The 21,515-nt window shown below is 65.5% G+C and carries 19 protein-coding genes and 1 tRNA gene; 12 read left to right on the forward strand and 8 right to left on the reverse strand.

Going from position 1 to position 21,515, the window contains the following annotated elements; translation table 11 throughout:
- Positions 1-20: 20 nt before the first annotated feature.
- Complete coding sequence (locus A3E77_RS08040; protein ID WP_011542715.1) at positions 21-443, reverse strand: MerR family transcriptional regulator; 423 nt, start codon at positions 441-443, stop codon at positions 21-23.
- Between the two features lie 104 nt (positions 444-547).
- Here A3E77_RS08040 and A3E77_RS08045 point away from each other — a divergent pair, with 104 nt between their 5' ends.
- The 6 genes from A3E77_RS08045 to A3E77_RS08070 all read left to right on the forward strand — a co-directional run bounded on the left by A3E77_RS08045 (position 548) and on the right by A3E77_RS08070 (position 7,688).
- The gene (locus A3E77_RS08045; RefSeq protein ID WP_041383325.1) at positions 548-1,210 is read left to right on the forward strand and encodes a cation transporter; all 663 of its coding nucleotides are present in this window, start codon (positions 548-550) and stop codon (positions 1,208-1,210) included.
- Positions 1,211-1,272: 62 nt separating this feature from the next.
- Positions 1,273-1,644 carry a DUF3703 domain-containing protein gene (locus tag A3E77_RS08050; RefSeq protein ID WP_011542717.1) on the forward strand — a complete coding sequence of 124 codons (372 nt, stop codon included), beginning with the start codon at positions 1,273-1,275 and terminating at the stop codon, positions 1,642-1,644.
- Between the two features lie 8 nt (positions 1,645-1,652).
- Positions 1,653-1,973: a hypothetical protein gene (locus A3E77_RS08055; protein WP_011542718.1), complete on the forward strand. Its 321-nt coding sequence runs from the start codon at positions 1,653-1,655 to the stop codon at positions 1,971-1,973.
- A 59-nt stretch (positions 1,974-2,032) separates the two neighbouring features.
- Positions 2,033-3,304 (forward strand): TolC family protein, encoded by a 1,272-nt coding sequence (locus A3E77_RS08060; RefSeq protein ID WP_011542719.1) that lies wholly within the window; start codon positions 2,033-2,035, stop codon positions 3,302-3,304.
- A gap of 4 nt (positions 3,305-3,308) precedes the next feature.
- Positions 3,309-4,457 (forward strand): efflux RND transporter periplasmic adaptor subunit, encoded by a 1,149-nt coding sequence (locus A3E77_RS08065; RefSeq protein ID WP_011542720.1) that lies wholly within the window; start codon positions 3,309-3,311, stop codon positions 4,455-4,457.
- 3 nt (positions 4,458-4,460) lie between these two features.
- Complete coding sequence (locus A3E77_RS08070) at positions 4,461-7,688, forward strand: efflux RND transporter permease subunit (protein WP_011542721.1); 3,228 nt, start codon at positions 4,461-4,463, stop codon at positions 7,686-7,688.
- A 735-nt stretch (positions 7,689-8,423) separates the two neighbouring features.
- On the opposite strand, the gene A3E77_RS08075 is transcribed toward A3E77_RS08070, so the two are convergent.
- Positions 8,424-8,498 (reverse strand) — tRNA-Gly (locus A3E77_RS08075).
- A 192-nt stretch (positions 8,499-8,690) separates the two neighbouring features.
- Here A3E77_RS08075 and A3E77_RS08080 point away from each other — a divergent pair.
- Together A3E77_RS08080 and A3E77_RS08085 are read left to right on the forward strand one after the other, a co-directional pair.
- The gene (locus tag A3E77_RS08080) at positions 8,691-9,602 is read left to right on the forward strand and encodes a tetratricopeptide repeat protein (RefSeq protein ID WP_293644792.1); all 912 of its coding nucleotides are present in this window, start codon (positions 8,691-8,693) and stop codon (positions 9,600-9,602) included.
- Positions 9,602-10,252, forward strand: coding sequence for an LON peptidase substrate-binding domain-containing protein (locus A3E77_RS08085; RefSeq protein WP_293644794.1), 651 nt, complete (start codon positions 9,602-9,604; stop codon positions 10,250-10,252). The genes A3E77_RS08080 and A3E77_RS08085 overlap by 1 nt, the downstream gene beginning before the upstream one ends.
- 4 nt (positions 10,253-10,256) lie before the next feature.
- On the opposite strand, the gene A3E77_RS08090 is transcribed toward A3E77_RS08085, so the two are convergent.
- Positions 10,257-10,955: a sigma factor gene (locus tag A3E77_RS08090; RefSeq protein ID WP_293644796.1), complete on the reverse strand. Its 699-nt coding sequence runs from the start codon at positions 10,953-10,955 to the stop codon at positions 10,257-10,259.
- A 137-nt stretch (positions 10,956-11,092) separates the two neighbouring features.
- Positions 11,093-12,334, reverse strand: a complete 1,242-nt coding sequence (locus A3E77_RS08095) for a UbiH/UbiF/VisC/COQ6 family ubiquinone biosynthesis hydroxylase (protein ID WP_293644798.1) — start codon at positions 12,332-12,334, stop codon at positions 11,093-11,095.
- 123 nt (positions 12,335-12,457) lie between these two features.
- Between A3E77_RS08095 and A3E77_RS08100 the strand changes: the two genes are divergently transcribed.
- The 4 genes from A3E77_RS08100 (at position 12,458) to ribA (ending at position 17,770) form a co-directional block, all read left to right on the forward strand.
- Positions 12,458-14,770 (forward strand): FtsK/SpoIIIE family DNA translocase, encoded by a 2,313-nt coding sequence (locus A3E77_RS08100; RefSeq protein WP_293644800.1) that lies wholly within the window; start codon positions 12,458-12,460, stop codon positions 14,768-14,770.
- A 109-nt stretch (positions 14,771-14,879) separates the two neighbouring features.
- The gene (locus A3E77_RS08105) at positions 14,880-15,530 is read left to right on the forward strand and encodes a LolA family protein (protein ID WP_293644802.1); all 651 of its coding nucleotides are present in this window, start codon (positions 14,880-14,882) and stop codon (positions 15,528-15,530) included.
- A gap of 393 nt (positions 15,531-15,923) precedes the next feature.
- Complete coding sequence (locus A3E77_RS08110) at positions 15,924-16,718, forward strand: exodeoxyribonuclease III (protein ID WP_293644804.1); 795 nt, start codon at positions 15,924-15,926, stop codon at positions 16,716-16,718.
- Between the two features lie 5 nt (positions 16,719-16,723).
- Positions 16,724-17,770: a GTP cyclohydrolase II gene (gene ribA, locus A3E77_RS08115; protein WP_293644838.1), complete on the forward strand. Its 1,047-nt coding sequence runs from the start codon at positions 16,724-16,726 to the stop codon at positions 17,768-17,770.
- Positions 17,771-17,915: 145 nt separating this feature from the next.
- On the opposite strand, the gene A3E77_RS08120 is transcribed toward ribA, so the two are convergent.
- The 4 genes from A3E77_RS08120 to A3E77_RS08135 all read right to left on the reverse strand — a co-directional run bounded on the left by A3E77_RS08120 (position 17,916) and on the right by A3E77_RS08135 (position 21,431).
- Positions 17,916-18,722 (reverse strand): LytR/AlgR family response regulator transcription factor, encoded by an 807-nt coding sequence (locus tag A3E77_RS08120; protein ID WP_293644806.1) that lies wholly within the window; start codon positions 18,720-18,722, stop codon positions 17,916-17,918.
- A complete protein-coding gene (locus tag A3E77_RS08125) occupies positions 18,719-19,843 on the reverse strand; it encodes a sensor histidine kinase (RefSeq protein ID WP_293644808.1) in 1,125 nt (374 codons plus the stop codon). The genes A3E77_RS08120 and A3E77_RS08125 overlap by 4 nt, the downstream gene beginning before the upstream one ends.
- 63 nt (positions 19,844-19,906) lie before the next feature.
- Entirely contained in the window at positions 19,907-20,428 is a 522-nt protein-coding gene (locus A3E77_RS08130) for a winged helix-turn-helix transcriptional regulator (protein WP_293644810.1), read from the reverse strand.
- A 169-nt stretch (positions 20,429-20,597) separates the two neighbouring features.
- Complete coding sequence (locus A3E77_RS08135; RefSeq protein WP_458574426.1) at positions 20,598-21,431, reverse strand: glycosyltransferase family 2 protein; 834 nt, start codon at positions 21,429-21,431, stop codon at positions 20,598-20,600.
- Between the last annotated feature and the right edge of the window lie 84 nt (positions 21,432-21,515).

Here is a 21,515-nt window from a genome sequence, read left to right on the forward strand (position 1 = left end):
GATGCGTCCGGTCGGATCGATCAATCGGTCTGGAGCGCGAGTTCGGTGCCCGCGATCGCCTCGATCACCCGGCATTCGGCGGCCCGGCCGCCCTCGCAGGAGGTCGCGACCTCGGTCAGCGCCGAGCGCAAGGTTTCGAGCCGCGCGATGCGGATGCCGATATCGGCAAGATGCGCGCGCGCGATCGCCGCAGCCTCGCCGCAATCGCGGTCGGGCTGATCCGAAAGCGCCAGCAGCGAGCGGATTTCGGGGATCGAAAAACCGAGCTGCCGGCCGTGGCGGACGAAGGCGAGCCGCCGAAGGTCGGCCGCATCATAGCTTCGCCGTCCCGAAGCGGTGCGCAGGGCTTCGGGCAGCAGCCCGATCTCTTCATAGAAGCGGATGGTGTTGACCTTGGTCCCGGTCTCCCGGGCAAGGTCGCCGATCGCGAGCCGCTTGGTCATATTATGCTTGATCCTCCAGTGACTGGAGGATGTATAGGCGGTCCTCGTCCGAAGTTGAAGGCGGCAAAGCGAAGAGCGCGCCACCACCATGGAGTGAAGACGCGATGGCGGAGGGATCCGAGAACGGCGACGGCTGCGGCTGCACGGGAGACCCGGTGCGCGCGGAAAAGGACCCGGCCTATCGCCGTGCTCTTTGGATCGTGGTTATCCTAAATCTCGGCTTCGGCGCTATCGAGATCGTCGGCGGATTCATCGCCAACAGCCAGGCGCTGAAGGCCGACTCGCTCGACTTCATCGGCGACGGCACCATCACGCTGGCCGGCCTCGTCGCGATCGGCTGGACGGCGCTCGCCCGCACCCGCATCGCTCTTGCCCAAGGCCTGTTCCTGCTGACGCTCGGGCTCGGCGTCATCGGCGTCGCGCTGTGGCGCGCCCTGACAGCGGTTCCGCCCGAAGCCGAGCTCATGGGCGGCATCGGCTTCGTTGCACTGCTCGTCAATCTCACCTCGGCGGCGGTCCTCTCGCGGTTTCGCGAAGGCGACGCCAATGTCCGCGCTGTTTGGCTGTTCAGCCGCAATGACGCGGTCGCCAATGTCGCGGTAATCATCGCTGCGGGTCTCGTCGCATGGACCGGCCAGGCCTGGCCCGACCTTGCAGTGGCCGCCATCATTGCAGCGCTCTTCCTGCATTCGGCCTATGAAATTCTTCGCAGCGCGCGGACCGAGCTGCGCCAACTGTCGGAACAAGGGATTCGTGGTCAGGCTTGACCCTGTAGTTGCTACAGGGTGCATAAGGCCGGCGAATCGACGCAAAGGGAAATGTCGCGAGCATGCTGGATCGACGTCAAGCTGCCGGCCTGATCGCCGCCGAGATGACGCATTACCGGGCCGCGCGGCGGGCCGGCGATTATCCCGCGGCCTGGCGCGCGCTCGAGCGCGCGCACATCGTTGCGCAGCCCTTCTTCGGCATTCACCTGTCGTCGCATGGCCACATGCTCGGTTTCGCGATGGCGCTCGGCGACTGGCGCGAAGCGGCGGGGCAGATTTTCCGGCTGGCCCTCGTCCCTCTGGGATCGCTGACGGGCCGGATCCCGGCAGGCAATAGTGGGCGGGCGCGGGTCAGCGCGTTCCAACCCATGGCGATTCCATCCGATCTGGCCGCCGCGATGTCACGCCGCGACAAACAGATGACGGGTCGATAGGGGGCTTTATGGCTGGTGCGATGATGCGACTGCTGGTGATTGTGGGCGTGCTGCTTTGCACCCTGCAATTCTGTGAGCCCGCGTCCGCGCATATTGCCGATCAAGGCACCGCCTATTCGCTGGACAGGGACGGCGGCAAGCAAGTGCCGGGCGAACCGGCAAAGAAATTCGCCCATAGCGGCCATCATCATTGCCCCATGGCGCCGGACCAGCATCAGACGGTCAGCGAAGCCCCGCTGGCCCCGGCGCGTGGGCCACTATTTGCCGCGCCGGTCGTGCAGCGACCATCGCGCGTCCTGCCGCCCCTTCTCGACCCGCCCCTCGCCTGACGTCTTGACGCGCTCGCGCATTCGCGCGGCGATCTATCGGCTCAATCGAGGATGGAATTATGTACAGGATCGTTGTTGCCCTCGTGGCAGCCACATCGTGCGTTGCGATAGCGCAGGCACAGGAGGTCGGCACCGAAAGCCGGCAGATATCAGGACCGCTCCTGACGCTCGACGAGGCGGTTGCGCTCGCGGGCGGCAGCGCGCCCGCGGCGGAAGCCGCAGCGGCGGACGTTGATGCCGCAAGCGCAGCCCGCCGAGTCGCGGGGCTGCGCCCCAACCCAGCGCTTTCGGTCGAAGTCGAGAATTTCGTCGGCACCGGGCCCTATAATGGCGTCAATGGCGCCGATATCACGGCAAGCGTCGCGATCCCGCTCGAACTCGGCGGCAAGCGGCAGGCCCGGATCGCGGTTGCCGATGCGGCGGCGCACCGCGCGCAAATCGCGCAGGCGATTGCGCAGGCCGATATCCGGTTCCAGGTCACCGAACTCTATATCCAGGCCTCGGCCGCCGAAGTGCGTGTCGCGATTGCCGAGGACCAATATCGTATCGCCGGCGACACGGCGCGCGCCGCGACCATAAGAGTGCAAGCGGGGCGCGCCTCGCCGCTCGAACAAGAACGCGCCGAAGTCGCGCGCCTGACCGCCGAAACCGAGGCCGAGAAAGCGCGCCGCCTCGCCGATGCCGCGCGCGCCAGTCTCGCGCGCCGCATTGGCCGCCCGGTCACCGGCCCGCTCGATGTCGCGGTACTCGGCGGCCCCGGAAGCGGCACCATGGGTCCGCCCCGCCCTGTATCGGCGGCTGGCACGCTCGCGCTGGCGGCGGCCGATGCCGACCTCGCCACCGCGGATGCCGGCGTCGAACTGGCGCGTTCGCAGCGCGTGCCCGATCTTACCGTCGGGCCGGGCGTTCGCCGGCTCGAAGCCACCAACGATGTCGCTGCGGTGTTCAGCGTCTCGGTGCCGCTGCCGCTGTTCAACAACGGACGCGCCGCGGTCGACCAGGCGAATGCCGAACGGCGGCGTGCCGACGCGCAGCGCCGCGTCACCGCGCTCGATATCGAGCAGAAGATCAGCGACGCCGAAGTCGAGGCTGCCAATGCGGCCGCGGCGGCGCGCGTCGCGAGCGGCCCCGCTCTGTCCTCGGCCATGGAAGCCGCGCGCATTGCGCGCATCGGCTACCGCGAGGGCAAGTTCGGACAGCTCGAACTGCTCGATGCCGAACGGACGCTGACCGAGATGCGCTCCGCGTCGATCGAAGCCCTCGCCTCCTATCAACTCGCCAAGGCCCGGTTGGAACGCCTGACGGCTCCCGCGCCGCTCGAAGGAAATTGACCCGATGACTATCACTATCAACCGAAAGCTGCTGCTCGCCGCGACGCTGCCGCTGTTCCTCGCCGCCTGCGGTGGCGGCGAGACCGCCAAACCCGCCGACGAGCATGGCGAGGAAGAGGCCGGCCATGCCGACGAGGGCAAGATCACCCTCACCAACGAGCAGATCAAGATCGCGGGGATCGCGCTCGGCAGCCCGACCATCGGCAGCGCCGGCGCGCTGCAATTGCCCGCAACGATCGAAGGCGATCCGCAAGGAACGCAGGCCGTGTCGGCCGCGATCGGCGGGCGGATCGTCGCGCTCAACCGCAATCTCGGACAGAGCGTCGGCCGTGGGCAGACGCTTGCGATTGTCGAGAGCCGCGAGGCCGCGCAGCTCCAGGGCGAGGTGCAGGCCACGCGTGCCCGATTAGCGCTTGCCAACTCCAATCTCGCACGCGAGGAGCGGCTGTTCGCACAGCGCGTGTCGCCCGAGCAGGATGTGATTGCGGCACGCACGGCCGCGACCGAAGCCAGGATCGCCTATCAACTCGCGCAGCAGCAGGTATCCGCCGCAGGGGGCGGCGGCGGCCAGCTCAACCGGATTGCCATTACCGCGCCGATTTCGGGCCAGGTAATCGCGCGCAGCGTGGTGCTCGGTCAGACGGTTCCCGCCGATGCAGAACTCTATCGCATCGCCAACCTCTCGAGCGTTTCGCTCTCGCTGAACCTCCAGCCCGCCGACGCCGGTCGTATCCGGCCCGGCGCCGTCGTCTCGGTGAGCGCGCCTGGACGCCAGGCGACCGGCAAGATCAGCTTCGTCTCGCCCGCGCTCGATCCGGCCACGAAGCTCGTGCCCGCAATCGCGATCCTCGACAATCGCGCCGGCCAATGGCGCGTCGGCGAAGCCGTGACCGCCTCGGTCGCGCTGGCTGCGAGCGGCGGCGTCGGCTCGATCAGCGTTCCCGCGACCGCGATCCAGACCGTCGAGGGCAAGAGCGTCGTGTTCGTGCGTACCAAGGACGGGTTCGAGGCTGTCCCCGTGGTGCTCGGCGACCGCGCGGGAGCCAATGTCATCGTCCGCTCCGGGCTCAAGGGCACCGAGCAGATCGCCATCACCAACAGCTTTTCGCTCAAGGCCGAGATCGGCAAGGGCGAAGCAGGCGATGAGGACTAAGCCATGATCGCTCGTATCGTTACCTGGGCGGTCGAAAAGCGCTGGCTTGTCGTCCTGCTCACCGCCATCGCCGCCATAATCGGGGCGACAGCATTGTCGCGCCTGCCGATCGACGCGGTTCCCGACATCACCAACAACCAGATCCAGATCAACGTCCGCGCCCCCGCGCTCTCGCCCGAACTCGTCGAGAAGCAGGTCGCCTTCCCGATCGAGACCGCGCTCGCGGGGATCCCCGGCCTCGATCACACAAGGTCGCTGAGCCGCAACGGCTTCGCGCAGGTCACCGCGGTCTTCGACGATTCGACCGACATTTATTTCGCGCGCCAGCAGGTCGGCGAACGCCTCAACGAGGCAACCGAGAATATACCCGACGGGGTTCGCCCGGAGATGGGGCCGATCGCGACGGGTCTCGGCGACGTCTATATGTGGACGGTCCGCCTCGCGCACCGCAAAGACGATGCGCACAAGGCCGGCGAGCCCGGCCTCCAGCCTGACGGCAGCTATGTGACCCCCGAAGGCGAACGGCTCGTCACCGAGGCCGACAAGTCGACCTATCTTCGCACGACGCAGGACTGGATCGTCACGCCGCTCGTCCGGACGGTTCCCGGCGTCGCGGGCGTCGATGCGATCGGCGGCTATTCGAAGCAGTATCTGGTCGTTCCCGACGTGCAGCGCCTCGCCGCGCTCGACCTCAGCCTCACCGAGCTCGCCGAAGCCCTCGAACGCAACAATAGTGCGGTCGGCGGCGGCGTCGTCGAGCGCAATGGCGAAGGGCTCGCCGTTCGTTCGGACGCGTTGGTCCGCGACACCGCCGAGCTGGCACGCACCGTCGTCGCAACGCGCGCGGGCGTTCCGATCACGCTCGACCAGGTGGCGACGGTCCGCACCGGACAGGCGGTTCGCATGGGTTCAGCCTCTGAAAATGGCACCGAAGTCGTCGTCGGCACCGCGGTCATGCGCATCGGCGAGAACAGCCGGACGGTCGCGACCGCGGTCGCAGACCGGCTGAAGGAGGTAAACGCCTCGCTGCCGCCCGATGTCGTTATCGAGCCGGCGCTCGATCGTACCAAGCTCGTCAATTCGACGATCTGGACGGTCGGCAAGAACCTGACCGAGGGTGCGCTGCTCGTCATTGTCGTGCTTTTCCTGCTGCTCGGCAATTTCCGCGCAGCGCTGATCGCGGCGCTCGTCATCCCGATCACGATGCTGCTCACCAGCTTCGGCATGCTGCGCGCCGGCGTCTCGGCGAACCTGATGAGCCTCGGCGCACTCGACTTCGGCCTCATCGTCGATGGCGCCGTCATCATCGTCGAGAATGCGCTGCGGCGCATGGCCGACCTCCAGCATCGCCACGGCCGCATCCTGACCGTCCAGGAACGTCTCGCGACCGTTGCATCGGCCGCGCGCGAGATGGTGCGACCGTCTGTCTACGGGCAGGCGATCATCATCCTCGTCTATGTGCCCTTGCTCACCTTGAGCGGGGTCGAGGGCAAGACCTTCATCCCGATGGCGCTGACCGTGATCATCGCGCTCGCTTTCGCCTTCATCCTCTCGCTCACATTCGTCCCCGCCGCGATCGCGATCTGGCTTTCGAAGCGGGTCGAAGAAAAAGAGGGCCGCATCATGGCGTGGCTGAAGCAACGCTACGAGCCGGGTCTCGACCGCGCGATTAGCAAGCCCAAGATCACCCTCGGCGCGGGCATCGGGGGGTTCGTCATCGCGATCCTCGCCTTCTTCTCACTCGGCCAGGTCTTCCTGCCGCAGCTCGACGAGGGAGATCTCCTGATCCAGGCGTTTCGCGTGCCCTCGACGTCCGTCGAACAGAGCCAGGCCATGCAAGTGCCGATCGAGCGGATGCTCGCAAGGCAGCCCGAGGTCGCGATCGTCTTCTCGAAGACCGGCACGGCGGACCTCGCGTCCGATCCGATGCCGCCCAACGCGACCGACAATTTCGTGATCCTCAAGCCTCGCAAAGAATGGCCCGACCCAAGCCTCCCCAAGGCCGAACTCGTCGAGCGGCTGGAGAAGGAACTGAACAAGATCCCGGGCAATGCCTATGAGATCACTCAGCCGATCCAGATGCGCTTCAACGAGCTGATTGCGGGCGTGCGCGGTGACATTGCGATCAAGGTCTATGGCGACGACTTCGACGCGATGAACGCGACCGCGCAGCAAGTCGCCGCAATCTTGCGGAAGACCGAAGGCGCGAGCGACGTGCGCGTCGAAGAAACCGAAGGTCTCTCGATGCTCGACATTCGGGCGAACCGCGACGCGATGGCGCGGCTCGGCGTCAGCGCGCGTGACGTGCAGGATGTCGTCACCGCAACGATCGGCGGCCGCGAGGCCGGCACGATCTTCGAAGGCGACCGGCGCTTCCCGATCGTCATCCGGCTGTCCGACGCGCAGCGCGCTGACCTGTCGGTGCTCGAACAGGTACAGGTCCCGGTGGCGGGCGGCGCCTTCGTGCCGCTTGCGAGCGTCGCCGATATCCGTATCGTCGAGGGACCGAACCAGATCAGCCGCGAAAACGGGAAGAGGCGCGTCGTCGTCCAGGCCAACGTCCGCGGCCGCGCGATCTCCGACGTCGTGGCCGACGCCAAGGCCGGCATCGCTAAGGATGTTCGCCTCCCCGCCGGCAGCTACCTTGAATGGGGCGGCCAGTTCGAGAATCTCGCCTCCGCACGCGACCGGCTTCAGCTCGTCGTCCCGGCCTGCTTCATCCTGATCCTGCTGCTGCTCTATGGCGCGCTTCGATCGTCGCGCGATGCGGCGATCGTGTTCACCGGGGTTCCGCTGGCACTGATCGGCGGCGTGCTAGCACTGTTCCTGCGCGGGATGGACTTCTCCATCTCGGCAGCAGTCGGGTTCATCGCGCTCTCGGGTATCGCGGTGCTCAACGGCCTCGTGATGGTGTCGTCGATCCAGGAACTGATGCGCTCGGGCATGGCGCGGGCCGAAGCCGCAAGGCAAGGCGCGCTCATGCGCCTTCGCCCCGTCGTGATGACCGCGCTCGTCGCCAGCCTCGGGTTCGTGCCGATGGCGCTCGCGACCGGCGCGGGCGCCGAAGTGCAGAAGCCGCTCGCGACGGTGGTGATTGGGGGACTGATCTCGGCGACCCTGCTCACGCTCTTCGTACTTCCGACCCTCTATGCCCGCTATGGCAGCCGGGAAGCCGACCTGCGGGAAGATCATTTGCAGTACGACGACAGCCTATCTGCGAGCACCCCCTAATGATCAGCACGACAAGACGCGCGGCACGCAAGGCTGCGGTTCTGTTGAACCGGCGGGCGACCATGCTGCTCGCTGGCGCCCGGGCGCCGATTCTCGACGACTTCGTGAACAGGTTGCCACATTGCCCGGCGATTCACATCGTAAGGGATCAGAATTCTAAAAATCTGGATCCAGGTCCAGCCCGGAACGGATGAGGTGCTCGTCACCGGAAGCGCCCAACGAGCCGGGACGAGCAGAGTCGTAAACCGCGGGCATCTTCACGCTTCCGCCGACATCGTCGGTGGAAGCGAGTCGATCATCGCAGACGCGCGCTAGACCTGTCCGATTTCCCCGTGCGTTAGATATTCCGCCCGGTTCGGCGTATCTATACCGATTTGAACATCTATCTGCTCCGCAACCGCTTGGCTGGAGTGGGTGGAAATCGCTGCCGGAGAACATGACAACGTCCTCTTCCGCCTCGGCCGGGCAGCCGTTTCCGAAGGGGTCACGCCGTTGGCGTTCCACTCCAGCAATTTTGACGCAACCCAGCCGATCGGAGGGACCGACTCATTCTACTGCGCGCTTGGGCCCCGATCCGGTAGTTGCAGCACGCTAAGCGCCAATCCTTTCCTAGACACACCCGTCGGCTCGCCGTCATCATATTACGTCCTTATTACGCGAGACGAAATGCGGCTCGACGTAACGCGGCATATTACGCCGCCTTTTGGCGTAAGTGACTGGAATTACTAGGAAAACTGGAGCGGGCGAAGGGATTCGAACCCTCGACCCCAACCTTGGCAAGGTTGTGCTCTACCCCTGAGCTACGCCCGCTCTGGCGGCTGGAAACAGGTCGGTTCCAGCGGGTGAGGCGGGCGATTAGCACCGGCTTTTTGACTCGGCAAGCCCTGTTTGCGATTTTCTGCGAAGGGTTGGCATATCCGCCGCAAATCCCACATAAGCAGTAGCAAGAGTCCCGGCCGCATCGGCGGACGCGACGAGAAAACAGCAACAGGAGCATATTGCGTGGCTACGCTCGGTCTGAACCCCACTGAAAAGGAAGCCGTCGAAGCCTTCCGCCGCGATGTCGTCGAACCATCGATGACCAGCCTCGTCATCCTCGATTTCTGGGCCGAATGGTGCGGGCCGTGCAAGCAGCTGGGTCCCGTGCTCGAAAAGGTCGCGGCGGATTATGCCGACAAGGGCGTCGTGCTGGTCAAGGTCGATGTCGATGCGAATCGCTTCATCGCGGGGCAATTCCAGGTCCAGTCGATCCCGACGGTCTATGCGATCTTTCAGGGTCAGCCGGTTGCAAACCTGACCAACGCGCGCACCGAAAGCCAGTTGAAGGCGATTCTCGACCAGTTGCTCGGACAGCTCCCGATCGAGAGCGAAGCGAGTGCGCGCGCCGTCGAAATCGCCCCGCTGATCGAAATGGGCGAAAGCGTGATTGCCGAAGGCGATGGCGCGCGCGCCGCGAGCATCTTCGCGCAGATCCTCGACATGGCGCCCGACAATGCCGCCGCGCACGGCGGTCTTATTCGCGCGCTGTTGCTGTCCGGCGACATCGAAAGTGCGCGGGCCGCGCTCGAAATAGTGCCCGTCGACATCGCCGAAGATCCTGCGATCGCGCAGGCGAAAAGCGCGCTGGCACTGGCCGCCGATGCCCCCGATGCCGGCGAACTGGCGGCGTTCGAGGCAGCGGTCGCGACGAACCCCGACGATCATCAGGCGCGATTCGACCTCGCCGCCGCACAGATCGGTGCAGGGCAGCGCGATTCCGCCGTCGACAATCTGCTGCACATTGTGGCCGCCGACCGCGAATGGCAGGATGGCGCCGCGCGCGCCAAATTGCTGTCGCTGTTTGAAGCCATCGGCCTGGAGGACGCGTGGGTCGGCGCGCAGCGCCGCCGCCTGTCGCTGATTCTGTTCGGGTGATGGGCGAAACGGCGCCTTTGACGGTCCAGCGGATCGCGATCTTTCCGCTAACCGGCGCGGTCTTGTTTCCAGGGCTGCACCTGCCGCTGCACATCTTCGAGCCGCGGTATTCGGCGATGGTGCAGGAGGTGCTGGCGCGCGACCGGCAGATCGGGATGATCCAGCCGCGCCAGATCCCCGGCGAGGAGGATCGCGAACCCCCTGCGCTCTATGACGTCGGCTGCGTCGGCCGTATTATCGATGTCGAAGCGCTCGACGAGGGCCGGTTCAACCTGGTGCTCGAAGGCGTCGCGCGCTTCCGCGTCCGCCGCGAGCTCGACGTCACCACGCCGTTCCGGCAGGTCGAGGCGGAAATCGAGATCGAGAACGACGACGATGCGGCGCTGGCGAGCATCGAACGCGCGAGCCTGGAGCGCGAGGCCAAGCGTTTCGCCGCGCGGCAGGGCTATGTCGTCGACTGGGATTCGGTCGGGCAGCTCGACGATGCGACGCTGGTGAATGGCATCGCGCAGGTGGCGCCATTTGACGCTGCCGCAAAGCAGGCGCTGCTTGAAGCGACGCCGATTGATGCGCGAGCCGAACTGGTCGTCCAATTAATGCAGTTCTTTGGCCGTTTTGACGGCGACGACGGCCGCGCCACATTACAATAGCTGCTCAGTGCGGCTTTCGCCCGGCATGACGGATCATGTCGGCCAGCGCGCGGCGCACGATGTGGCGATCGCTCTCGCGGAGCCGGTCCGCCGAGTCGGTCAACGTCAGATGGTGGCGGACCAGTTCCTGTTCGGCGGCGACGCGAAGCGCGATCCGCCCGTCACCACCGTGCCGTCCGCACGATAGGCTGGCGCGCCGACGCCCAGCCCAATCGCTGACGAGACGATCCCCGGCAAGCGCCGCGAGCACGTCGGCGGCGCCTTGTTCGGTCGCGGTCTCGGCCGCCGAATCGATCAGCCAGTCGTCGGCGCCATCGTCGTGCAACGCGTCGAGCGACAAGGTCGCGGTGACATGTCGCCGCCCGGCGCAACGCTGATCGCCATGAAGACGATGGCGCAGCGCCTGCAATTCGGCGCGCAATTGCCAGTTCACATAAGTGGTGAAACGCGCCCGCGCGGGATCATAGCGCCCGGCGGCACGGTGGAGCGCGATCGCGCACACCTGTGCGGCATCCTCTGCGACATCGGCCAGGCCGTAGCTGCGGGTGAAATAGCGGATGCGCGGGGCTGCCAGCGCAGCGAGCCGCGCAAACGCCCGGTCTGCCGTGGCCCGCGCCCGCGCGCTGGGGGTCGCATCGAGCGCGGTTCGTGCCTGAATATAATCGGTTACCGCGCCTTCGAGCGCATCGCTTTTTGCCGACATGGCCCCTACCCCATCCTGTCGCGGCTTCGTTGCCGCGCGGTCAGGGATAGGAGGTCATGCTTAGCAGCGGACTGCCGGAGCCCTAGGTATTACTACCTAGCCAACCCGCTCGATACGAACGGAATGAACGTTGGCGTTTAGACCTCTGCACCCGCCAGCAGCCGCGGCAGGTCGCCCGCCTCGCCGCGCGCCTCGTCCATGAAGAAGCGCTTGAGCAACGGCATGCGCTGGACCGCGCCGAGCCCGGTGCGGCGCACCGCCGCGGCGGTCCTGCCGGGAACGCCGAACAGCCGCGTCAACCCGTCGGTCGCAAGGCTGACCATCATATTGTCGAGCCCGCGCCAGCGCTGATAGCGCGCGAGCAACGCCGCATCGCCAAGGTCGAGGCCGAGCCGCGCCCCTTCGACCAGCACTTCGGTCAGCGCCGCGACGTCGCGGAGGCCAAGGTTGAGCCCTTGTCCGGCGATCGGGTGAATGCCGTGCGCCGCGTCGCCGACGAGCGCGATCCGGTCGGCGACGATCGACGCGCTGTGATGGAAGCCCAGCGGATAGGTCATGCGCGGCGCCACGAGGTCCATCCCGCCCAGCACGCCGCCCGCGCGCTTTGTCAATTCGGCGACAAAACCACGGTCGCCGAGCTTGGCAAAGCCCGGCCCATCCTTTTCAGATACCGTCCACACAAAAGCCGAGCGGTGCCGCCCCTGTTCGTCATCGACGAGCGGCAGCAAGGCGAAGGGCCCCGAGGGATAGAAGATTTCGTGCGCGACATTGCCGTGCGGTTTTTCATGCGCCACCGCACCGATCATCGCATGATGATGGTACGACCAGTTGGCAATGCTGAACCCCGCCGCGTCGCGGGTGGGCGAGCGGCGCCCTTCGGCCACGATCAGCAATGGCGCGTTCAGCCGCGTGCCGTCGGCGAGCGTCAGCGTGACACCATGCACGTCGATATCGCGCGACACGACCTCCGCCGGCATCAGCAGGCGGATGAGCGGCGCGTCGGCCAGCCCTGCCGCCAGCGCGATGCGGAGCTGGCGATTCTCGATCATCGTCCCCAGTGGCGGCGCGCCGTCGGCGGTGACGAAATCAAGCTCGCCGCCGCGGCCGCTGTCGGGCGCGCCGTCGCCGACCTTGATCGCGCGGATCGGACAGCCATGACCGGCGAGCCGTTCTGCAATCCCCAGCACCTGGAACATCTGCCATGTCGCGCTGGCAATCGCCGAAGCGCGACCATCGAACCCCGGCGCAATCGTCCGGGTCGGATCGGCCGGGTCGACGACCTGGACCGACAGGCCGTGGTGCGCCAGCGCCAGCGCCAGCGTCTGGCCGACCAGGCCTCCACCCGAAATCAGGACGTCGCTGCGCAAGGTCTCGCTCATTCATTCGCCCTAGCGTGGGGCGGGGCGGTTGGAAAGGCCGGGTGTGGCGGTGGCGGCCCGCTTGACGGCGAGTCCGCCCCATGCGCATATCGCGGTGGTTAACTGACAGGGACCGACAAGAGCATGGCTAGCCGCAAGGCCGCACCCGTAAAGGCCGATTGGCGGACGGTTTTCCGCCAAAGCATCGCCCGATCGCTCGTGATCGCGGCGGCGGCTCTGCTTGGGTTATTCACGCTGTTCCTGACCTTGGCGCTCCTCACCTATGACAGCACCGATGCGGCGCTCAACACCGCGGCGCACGGCACCGCGGCGAATTGGATGGGCAGTGCCGGCGCATGGTTCGCCGACCTGGGCCTGTCGATCGGCGGCGTCGCGGTGATCCTCCTGCTGCCGCTGCTCGCCGTGATCGCGTGGCGACTCTGGACCGGCGAGCCGCAGCCCTATTGGCCCCGCCAGCTTGCCTACAGCTTTATCGGCATCCTGCTCGTCGGGCTGGGCGCGGAACTCTGGTCGCCTGCGACCAATGCGCCGATGCCGGCGGGCTGGGGCGGGATCATCGCGCTGCTGCTCGGTGGTGCGGTTGCACCATTGTTCGCGCAGGCGGGCGAGCCCGCGGCGGCGCTGATCCGCTTTGCCATTATCCTGCTGCTCGTGGGGCTGGGCCTGTGGCTTGCATGGCGCGCCCTGCGCCTCGAAAAAGGGTGGGCGTCGCGCTTCCGGCTGCCCGCGGCCGAAAACCGCCGCGTCGCCGAACCCGCGCGGGCGGCCCAAGAGGACATGCGCGCGCCGGAGTTGGCAGACCGCGTGGTGCGGCCGCGCGCCGTCGCCGAGCCAAGCGACCGTGCGCCGCCCGAAATCGCCGATCCGGCCCAGCGGACCGCGCCCTCGAAACCGAGGCCGAAGCCACAAACCGAACTGTTCACCAATTACCAGCTGCCATCGATCGATCTGCTGGCGCCGCCACCGCCGGGTCCGACAGGTCAGATCGACAAGGCGGGGCTGGAGCGCAACGCGCGCCTGCTCGAATCGGTACTCGAGGATTTCCAGGTCAAGGGCGTGGTCACCGCAGTCCGCCCCGGCCCCGTCGTCACCATGTACGAACTCGAGCCCGCGCCTGGGACGAAGGCCAGCCGCGTCTCGAACCTCGCCGACGATATCGCACGCAACATGTCGGCGCTGTCGGCGCGCATTGCGCCGATTCCGGGCCGGACGGTAATCGGCATCGAACTGCCCAACGCACACCGCGAATCGGTGGTGCTGCACGAGATCATCGGCAGCGCGCTGTTCCAGGATCAGACCGGCGCGCTGCCGATCATCCTCGGCAAGAATATCAGCGGCGACGCGATGATCGCCGACCTTGCGCCGATGCCCCACCTGTTGATCGCGGGGACCACCGGGTCGGGCAAGTCGGTCGGGCTCAACGCGATGATCCTGTCCTTGCTCTATCGCCTTGGTCCCGATCAGGTGAAGATGATCATGATCGATCCCAAGATGCTGGAACTCAGCGTCTATGACGATATTCCGCACCTGCTCGCGCCCGTCGTGACAGAACCCAAAAAGGCGATCCGCGCCTTGAAATGGGCGGTGGAGCAGATGGAGGACCGTTACCGGATGATGTCGTCGCTGTCGGTGCGCAACCTTGCGTCCTACAACGACAAGGTGCGCGGCGCGCTTGCCAAGGGCAAGTCGCTCGGCCGCCGCGTCCAGACCGGCTACGATCCCGACACCGGCCAGCCGGTCTATGAGGAAGAAACGCTCGATTATGCGCCGCTGCCGCAGATCGTCGTCGTCGTCGACGAACTTGCCGACCTGATGATGACCGCGGGCAAGGAGGTCGAATTCCTGATCCAGCGGCTCGCGCAGAAAGCGCGCGCGGCGGGCATCCACCTGATTCTCGCGACGCAGCGCCCCTCAGTCGATGTCATCACCGGCGTCATTAAAGCGAACCTGCCCACGCGCATCAGTTTCAACGTCACCTCGAAAATCGACAGCCGCACGATCCTGGGCGAAGCGGGTGCCGAACAATTGCTTGGCAAGGGCGACATGCTGTACGTCCCCGGCGGCAAACAGATCACGCGTATCCACGGTCCCTTCGTATCCGACGACGAGGTGCGCGCCGTTGCCGATCACTGGAAGGGTCAGGGCCGCCCCGACTATATCGAAAGCGTCACCGAAGACCCCGAGGACGGCGGCTTTGCGATGGAGGGCGCCCCCGCGGGCGGCGACAGCGCCGAGGACCGCATGTACGCCAAGGCCTGCCAGATCGTCGTCGAAAGCCAGAAGGCATCGACGAGCTGGCTCCAGCGGCAGTTGCGGATCGGCTATAATAGTGCGGCTCGCCTGATCGAACGCATGGAAGAGGAGGGGCTGGTCAGTCCGCCCAACCATGTCGGTCGCCGCGACGTGCTGACCGACCAATATGGGCAGCAGCGATAAGGAACCTTTGCCGTCCTTGCGCCTTGAACAGCATCTGACCGCCGGGTTCAGCGCAAGTTCAATGCCTGCCTGCGATGGACGGGACCGATCAATCAAGAATGAGAGCCAGATGAACCTGAAGACCCCCCTCACGCGCCTTGCCGCTTTTGCGCTCGCTCCCGTGGCCGTCGCGGGCCTCGCGGCCGGGGCGCCCGCCATCGCCCAGTCGTCGAGCGCACTCGCATCGGTGCAGTCGCATCTGCGATCGACCAGCTCGATGACGGCAAATTTTGTCCAGACCGACCGGAACGGCCAGCGGCTGAGCGGCCAGCTGACCCTGAAGCGTCCCGGCAAGATCCGGTTCCAATATCAAAAGGGCGTGCCGCTGCTGATCGTCGGCGACGGCAGTTCGCTGACGATGATCGATTATGAGGTCAAACAGGTGCAGCGCTGGCCGGTGAAGAATTCGCCGCTCGGCGCGCTGCTCGACCCCGATCGCGACCTGTCCAAATATGCCAAGGTCCTGCCGACCGGCAACGATGGCGTTTTGAGCGTCGAGGTCAAAGACCCGAAGCGTCCCGAATATGGCACGATCACCATGGTCTTCGTCCGCGACGGGTCGGCGCCCGGCGGATTGCGGCTGCGCGGCTGGGTCGCGCTCGATTCGCAGAACAACCGGACGCGCATCGACCTCAGCAATCAGAAATTCAACGTTGCGGTCGCCGATTCGGCGTTCAGATGGACGGACCCCCGCCCCAAACAGCGTGGTCGCGCGGGCTGACGCCAGACGCGCCCGGCGTATCGACAATGATGCGGCGTCGAATCCCGATCGGATTCGGCGCCGTTTTTCCGCCCAACCGACATCCTGCATCGACGAACTGCAAAAGTGACGCGAAGCCGTCCATTTCGTTCAGCTTGGCGACAGGGAATAGCGGCTATTTCGACTCTCGAAGGCGCCAACACGGCCCCCGGATTTGGGTTTCCCCCTGTTGCCCCACCCGGGCTGCCAGGCACCTTCATTCAAGAGCGTGACGAACGCTGACCTTGAACCCCCGTTCCACCGCCCCTGGGACGGGGGTTTAATTTGTCCGGCGTGTTTTTCCGCTGACACGGCCTTGCTGCACCAGCCCGCAATCGCATTGCGAACGGCCCCGCGCACCGATAGAGCCACCGCATGACTCGCACCAGCATCGCTTCGTGGAACATCAACAGCGTCCGCGCCCGAATCGGTATCGTCGAAAAATTCCTTCGCGAAGAATCGCCCGACATCCTCTGCCTGCAAGAAACCAAGGTCGAATGCGGCCTGTTCCCGCCCGAAATGTTCAAGCGGCTGGGGTATGACCATATCGTGACCCATGGGCAGCGAATGCATCATGGCGTCGCGATCGTCAGCAAGCTGCCGCTCGCCGACGTGCGCAAATATGACTGGCAAGCGAATGGCGAGGCGCGCCATGTCGGTGTCACCCTTCCCTCCGGGGTCCGGCTCGACAATGTCTATATCCCGGCGGGTGGCGACATTCCCGACCGCGAGCTCAATCCCAAATTCGGGCAAAAGCTCGATTTCTTTGGCCGGATGACGGAATGGTCGCGCGCGCTCGTCGATGCGCCGACCGTTCTGACCGGCGACTTCAACGTTGCGCCGCTCGAAAGCGACGTGTGGAACCACAAGGCGCTGCTCGACGTCGTCAGCCACACGCCGATCGAGGTCGAAACCCTCGCGCGGCTACAGGCGGCGTCGAACTGGGTCGATCTCGGGCGCCATTTCGTCCCGGCGCCGGAGCGGCTCTATACTTGGTGGAGTTATCGCGCAAAAGACTGGGAAGCATCGAACCGCGGCCGCCGTCTGGACCATATGTGGGTCACTCCCGACCTGATGCCCAAGGCGCTGTCGCATCGCATCGTCCAGCCGGCGCGCAGTTGGGAACGGCCATCCGACCATATCCCGCTCATCACCGAGTTCGATTTTTGACCGCCATCGGCGCCCGACAGGCCGCGCGCGCGGTCGATGCCCTGCGGCGCGGCTGGCCGTTCCGCATCGAGGGCCCCGACGGCGCGGTCGACCTGCTCGCGGTCGAAAGCGCGCGCGACGACACGCTCGCCGAATTCGCCAGCCATGACGTGCTCCTGTCGGGCGAACGGGCCGTGACGCTGAAACTCACCAACCAACGCGCCGCGGCAACGCCGGGTCCGGTGCGGCTCGCCAATGCCGGGGGGACCGTGGCGGCCGCTCTCGCGATCGCCGACCCGGCGCTCGACCTTGCAAACCCGCTCAAAGGTCCGTTCCGTACGGTCGCGACGGGCGGCGAGACAGCCGCGGCGGCGGCGATGACGATGGCGCGGCACGCCGGGCTGCTTCCCGCCTTTTTCGTGCGCGAGGCGACCGGCCCTGCCGAAACTTGCTGCACCGCCACCGATGTTGCGGCCTTGCTCGATCCCTCACGGCTCGAAATGGCGGCGCGCGCGCGCCTTCCCGTCGAAGCGAGCGAAACCGCCGAGATCGTCGCTTTCCGTTCGCCCGAAGAGGCGTCGGACCATGTCGCGCTGATCATCGGTAAACGCGACGCGGCTCCGCCCGTTGTCCGGCTTCACAGCGAATGCCTCACTGGCGACGTGCTCGGCAGTCTTAAATGCGATTGCGGCCCGCAGCTCCACGCCGCACTCCACGCCATGGCCGACGCACCATGGGGCGTGCTGCTCTATCTGCGCCAGGAAGGGCGCGGCATTGGCCTGGTAAACAAGCTGCGCGCCTATGCCTTGCAGGACCAGGGGTATGACACGGTCGATGCCAATTTGCGCCTTGGCTTTCCGGTCGAGGCCCGCGATTTCGCGATTGCCGGACGGATGCTCGAATTGCTGCATATCCCCCGCATCCGGCTGATGACGAACAACCCCGAAAAGGTCGCGCGGCTGGAAAAGGAGGGCGTCGAGGTCGTCGAGCGTATCCCGCTCGCGCTGCCGACGAACAAATATAATGAGCAATATCTGGCGACAAAGCGCGACCGGACCGGGCACCAGCTTTGAGGTTCCCTCCCCCTTGATGGGGGAGGCAGCGAGACTTGGCCATTCATGGCCTAGTCGCAGCGGTGGGGGTGAGTTCGCAGGCGTAAACTACGCACGCGAACTCACCCCCACCCAACCCTCCCCCATCAAGGGGGAGGGCTATCCACTAATGCACGAAGCGCGCAACTACGTCGCGGTAACTCCGGCTGACCTTTACCTGCGCGCCCGATCCTAGCACGAGGAAACATTCGCCGTTGGTGTGCGGCTTGACCTGTTTCACCTGGCTGAGGTTCACGATCGTCGATCGGTGCACGCGCTGGAAATTGCGCGGGTCGAGCCGCTTTTCGAGATCCTTCATCGTCTCGCGCAGGATCAGGCTGTTATCGGCGGTATAGATGCACATATAGTCGCCCGCGGCGTCGATGCGTTCGATGCTGTCGACATCGACGCGGAAGATCTGGCCGCGATCCTTGATGTTGATCATCTTTTCATAACGGTCGGCGGCGTGCGCGTCGGGGGCAACCTCGGCGCCATAATCCTCGACCGCTTCGGGCGCGACTTCGGCGAGCACGGTCTTGAGCCGCTCGACTTCGGCGACGCCGCGCTTTTCCGCAAGCCGCTGGCGCACCCGGTCGAGCGCGTCGGCGAGCCGTTCGGGCTCGACCGGCTTTACCAGATAATCGACCGCCTGCGCCTCGAACGCCCGGATCGCATGATCCGAATAGGCGGTGACGAACACGACGAGCGGCGGCTCGACCTCCATAAGTCCCTGAATCACCGAAAAGCCGTCGAAACCGGGCATCTGGATGTCGAGGAAAACGAGGTCGGGCTTGTGCGTCTTGATCTTGCGGATGGCTTCGCGGCCATTTTGCGCGGTGTCGACGATTTCGACATCCGAATGCGGTTCGAGCCGCAGCTGCAAGCCCTGGGTCGCCAGTTTTTCATCATCCACCAGGATGGTTCTGATTGTCATGTCGGTTCGGTTCCAATCGTCATTTGCCCATCGGGCTGAAACGGAAACTCGATCACCACCGTGAAGCCGCCTTCAGCGCCCACATGGACGTCGAACCGATGTTGGTCGCCAAAAGCCTGCGCCAACCGGTCCCTGATATTGGCTAAACCCACGCCGGTCGATTCCGTTGCAACGCCAGTGGTGGGGTCGGTGCGGTCGGCTGACAATCCCGCGCCGGTGTCGGACACGGCAATCCGAACATTTTGACCGGCCAACTGTGCGGAAATCGTAATATCGGCGCCATCTTCCTGCGGCGTCACCGCATATTTGATCGCATTTTCCACCAGCGGCTGGAGGAGAAGCGATGGCAGCCGCGCCCGCGCAACCACCGGGTCAATTGCAAAATGCGGACGCAGCCGCTCCTCGAAGCGCATCTTTTCGATATCGAGATAGAGTTTCAGCGTCTCAATCTCCTGCGCCAGCGTCACCTGCGCGGTCGGCTCGTTCGCGAGCGTGTAGCGAAGGAACGCCGACAGGCGCGACAGCATCGCATTGGCGGGTTCCGTCTGTTTCAGCAGTACCAGCGTCGAAATGCTGTTGAGCGTGTTGAACAGGAAGTGCGGGTTGAGCTGGTACCGCAGCATTGCGAGCTGTGCCGAAGCCGCCTGCGCCTCCAGCCGGATGACGCGGTCATTCTGTTCCTCGAGCTGGAGGAAATAGTTGATCGCGAAATAAAGCGCCGACCAGGCCGCGAGCGACGTCGCGTCGATATACATCGCGCCGAGCAGCAGGCTGGTGAAGCCCGCCTCGCTCGAGGGATTCTGGATCTGCGCGACCCATGCGTCGATGAAGGCCCAGAGCGCCGTCGCGAGACCGGCCAGGCCAAAGCTGACACCCCACATCAAGAGCGGGCGCCGGTTGATGAGCGTGCGGTAACAAACCGACAGCAGCAGCGTCAGCGAAAAGCCGGTGATCGCCGAAATCGTCTGCGGAATCAGAAAGGTGAAGGCTTGCCCGTTGGCAAGGCCCGACACGCCGCGCAGGCCGAGCCAGGCGGCCCAGCCCAACAGCTGAAGATTCCAGAAGGCCCGCACCTTATTGTCGAAAAAAGGGCCAGGCGAAGTCAGTCGGAACAGCGGCATGGGGGTCCGGGCGATAGGAAGGTCAGCGGCCGCGCGCGCGATGTTTGGAACGGGCGCGGACGGTCATTCCGCCGCGACCGGGGCCGCGACATTCTCGCTGCGCACGCGCGCCTGTCCCAGCGGCTGCAATTCGGATCGATGCTTCCACAGCAGTTCCTTATAGCCGATCACGCGTCCGTCGTGCGCGGTCAGCGTTACGGGGCCGATCGGCTGTTCATCGCGCGCGTCGACGAGCACCGGGGTCGAGGGGACGCCCGCGCCCCATTTTTCGCCCCACTGGCGCAGCGCAATCATCGCGGGAAGCAATTCAATGCCCTTTTCGGTGAGCTGGTAGCGAACCTTGCGCCGATCCTCGGCCATGACTTCGCGCGCCATGATGCCATGATCGACCAGCCGCGACAGCCGGTTCGACAGGATGTTGCGCGCGATATTGAGCTCCTGCTGGAACTCCTCGAAATGGTGGACGCCGTTGAATGCCGCACGCAGGATCATGAACGACCATCGTTCGCCCATCGCTTCCAGGGCCAGCGGCAGGGCACAATTGCCCCCATCAAGGTCGTTCAGCAGTTCGCGTAGTTTTCCCATAACCAAAGCCCTAACGTAAAACCTGTCCATGCGCCAAAAAAATATAGTGCCTCCGTTGCATTTCACAACTCAAACACCGGACAGCCTGCCGCCGCCGTCGGCCTTGCGCGCTACAACGCGTTGACGCAGGTTTCGAGGCGTCGGCGGAGCGTGCTGCGCGCCCGGCCGGTCAGGCCGCGAGGCGGTTCCGCGCGACGACGAGCGACCAGCGCGCCAGCGCGGGCAAGCGCGCCAGGACCGGCCGCGGGTCGGCGCGAAACGCGCGGCGCACCAGGTCGAGGCGCCAGCGGCGACTGCTGCGGAGCGCGAGGCCGAGGAGGATCTCGCTGCGGCTGCGCGGCGGAAGCGTATCGGGCAGCGCGCGCTCGACAATCTGCGCGGTCAGCGCCTGGATCTGCTCCGACCGCTGGCTGGTCAGGCTGCCGCCGTGCTTGCGATAGACATAAAGATCCTCGTGCAGTGCGACGAAAGTGAACCGCTGCGCCGCGCGCAGCCAGAAATCATAATCCTCGACCCCGAACAGCCCGGTATCATAACCCCCGAGTGCGTCGGTCACGCGCGCCCGGTAAAGAAAGCAGGCACCGATATTATTGCCATAGAGAAGCCGCTCGACAGGCCCGACGCGCGACACGCCAAGCGTGACACCTGCGTCGTCGATCAGCGCGAAGTCGGCGTGGACGATGTCGGCCCCCGGCTGTGCGTCGAGCGTCGCGACAAGCCGCGACAGCATCTGCGGCCGAAGCAGATTGTCGTCGGATGTCCAGCTGTGCATTTCGCCGCGCGCCACGGAAAACCCGTGATTGAGCGCCGCGGGCAAGCCGAGATTTTTGTCGAGCCGCAGATAGGTCACCCGCGGATCGCCCGCTGCGGCTTCGGCCATGATCGCGGGCGACGCGTCGCGCGACGCGTCATCGACGAGGATCAGCTCGAAATCACGGAAATCCTGGGCCAGAACCGACGCGATGGCATCGGCCAGCCAGCGCGCACCATTGTGCACGGGCATGACCATCGAGACCCGCGGTGGCGGTGTCGAATCAAGAGCTTCGGTCCCCATTTCCCCTCGTCCTACCCGCGACGAACGATGCTT

The organism is Sphingopyxis sp. RIFCSPHIGHO2_12_FULL_65_19 (assembly GCF_001830555.1).
In the GTDB taxonomy this organism is placed as follows: Bacteria; Pseudomonadota; Alphaproteobacteria; order Sphingomonadales; family Sphingomonadaceae; genus Sphingopyxis.

Excerpts from the sequence above, each read along its gene's own strand:
- A3E77_RS08040 (WP_011542715.1), bottom strand. The coding sequence starts at position 443 with ATGACCAAGCGGCTCGCGATCGGCGACCTTGCCCGGGAGACCGGGACC.
- A3E77_RS08045 (WP_041383325.1), top strand. The coding sequence starts at position 548 with ATGGCGGAGGGATCCGAGAACGGCGACGGCTGCGGCTGCACGGGAGAC.
- A3E77_RS08050 (WP_011542717.1), top strand. The coding sequence starts at position 1,273 with ATGCTGGATCGACGTCAAGCTGCCGGCCTGATCGCCGCCGAGATGACG.
- A3E77_RS08055 (WP_011542718.1), top strand. The coding sequence starts at position 1,653 with ATGGCTGGTGCGATGATGCGACTGCTGGTGATTGTGGGCGTGCTGCTT.
- A3E77_RS08060 (WP_011542719.1), top strand. The coding sequence starts at position 2,033 with ATGTACAGGATCGTTGTTGCCCTCGTGGCAGCCACATCGTGCGTTGCG.
- A3E77_RS08065 (WP_011542720.1), top strand. The coding sequence starts at position 3,309 with ATGACTATCACTATCAACCGAAAGCTGCTGCTCGCCGCGACGCTGCCG.
- A3E77_RS08070 (WP_011542721.1), top strand. The coding sequence starts at position 4,461 with ATGATCGCTCGTATCGTTACCTGGGCGGTCGAAAAGCGCTGGCTTGTC.
- A3E77_RS08085 (WP_293644794.1), top strand. The coding sequence starts at position 9,602 with ATGGGCGAAACGGCGCCTTTGACGGTCCAGCGGATCGCGATCTTTCCG.
- A3E77_RS08090 (WP_293644796.1), bottom strand. The coding sequence starts at position 10,955 with ATGTCGGCAAAAAGCGATGCGCTCGAAGGCGCGGTAACCGATTATATT.
- A3E77_RS08095 (WP_293644798.1), bottom strand. The coding sequence starts at position 12,334 with ATGAGCGAGACCTTGCGCAGCGACGTCCTGATTTCGGGTGGAGGCCTG.
- A3E77_RS08100 (WP_293644800.1), top strand. The coding sequence starts at position 12,458 with ATGGCTAGCCGCAAGGCCGCACCCGTAAAGGCCGATTGGCGGACGGTT.
- A3E77_RS08105 (WP_293644802.1), top strand. The coding sequence starts at position 14,880 with ATGAACCTGAAGACCCCCCTCACGCGCCTTGCCGCTTTTGCGCTCGCT.
- A3E77_RS08110 (WP_293644804.1), top strand. The coding sequence starts at position 15,924 with ATGACTCGCACCAGCATCGCTTCGTGGAACATCAACAGCGTCCGCGCC.
- A3E77_RS08120 (WP_293644806.1), bottom strand. The coding sequence starts at position 18,722 with ATGACAATCAGAACCATCCTGGTGGATGATGAAAAACTGGCGACCCAG.
- A3E77_RS08125 (WP_293644808.1), bottom strand. The coding sequence starts at position 19,843 with ATGCCGCTGTTCCGACTGACTTCGCCTGGCCCTTTTTTCGACAATAAG.
- A3E77_RS08130 (WP_293644810.1), bottom strand. The coding sequence starts at position 20,428 with ATGGGAAAACTACGCGAACTGCTGAACGACCTTGATGGGGGCAATTGT.
- A3E77_RS08135 (WP_458574426.1), bottom strand. The coding sequence starts at position 21,431 with ATGCCCGTGCACAATGGTGCGCGCTGGCTGGCCGATGCCATCGCGTCG.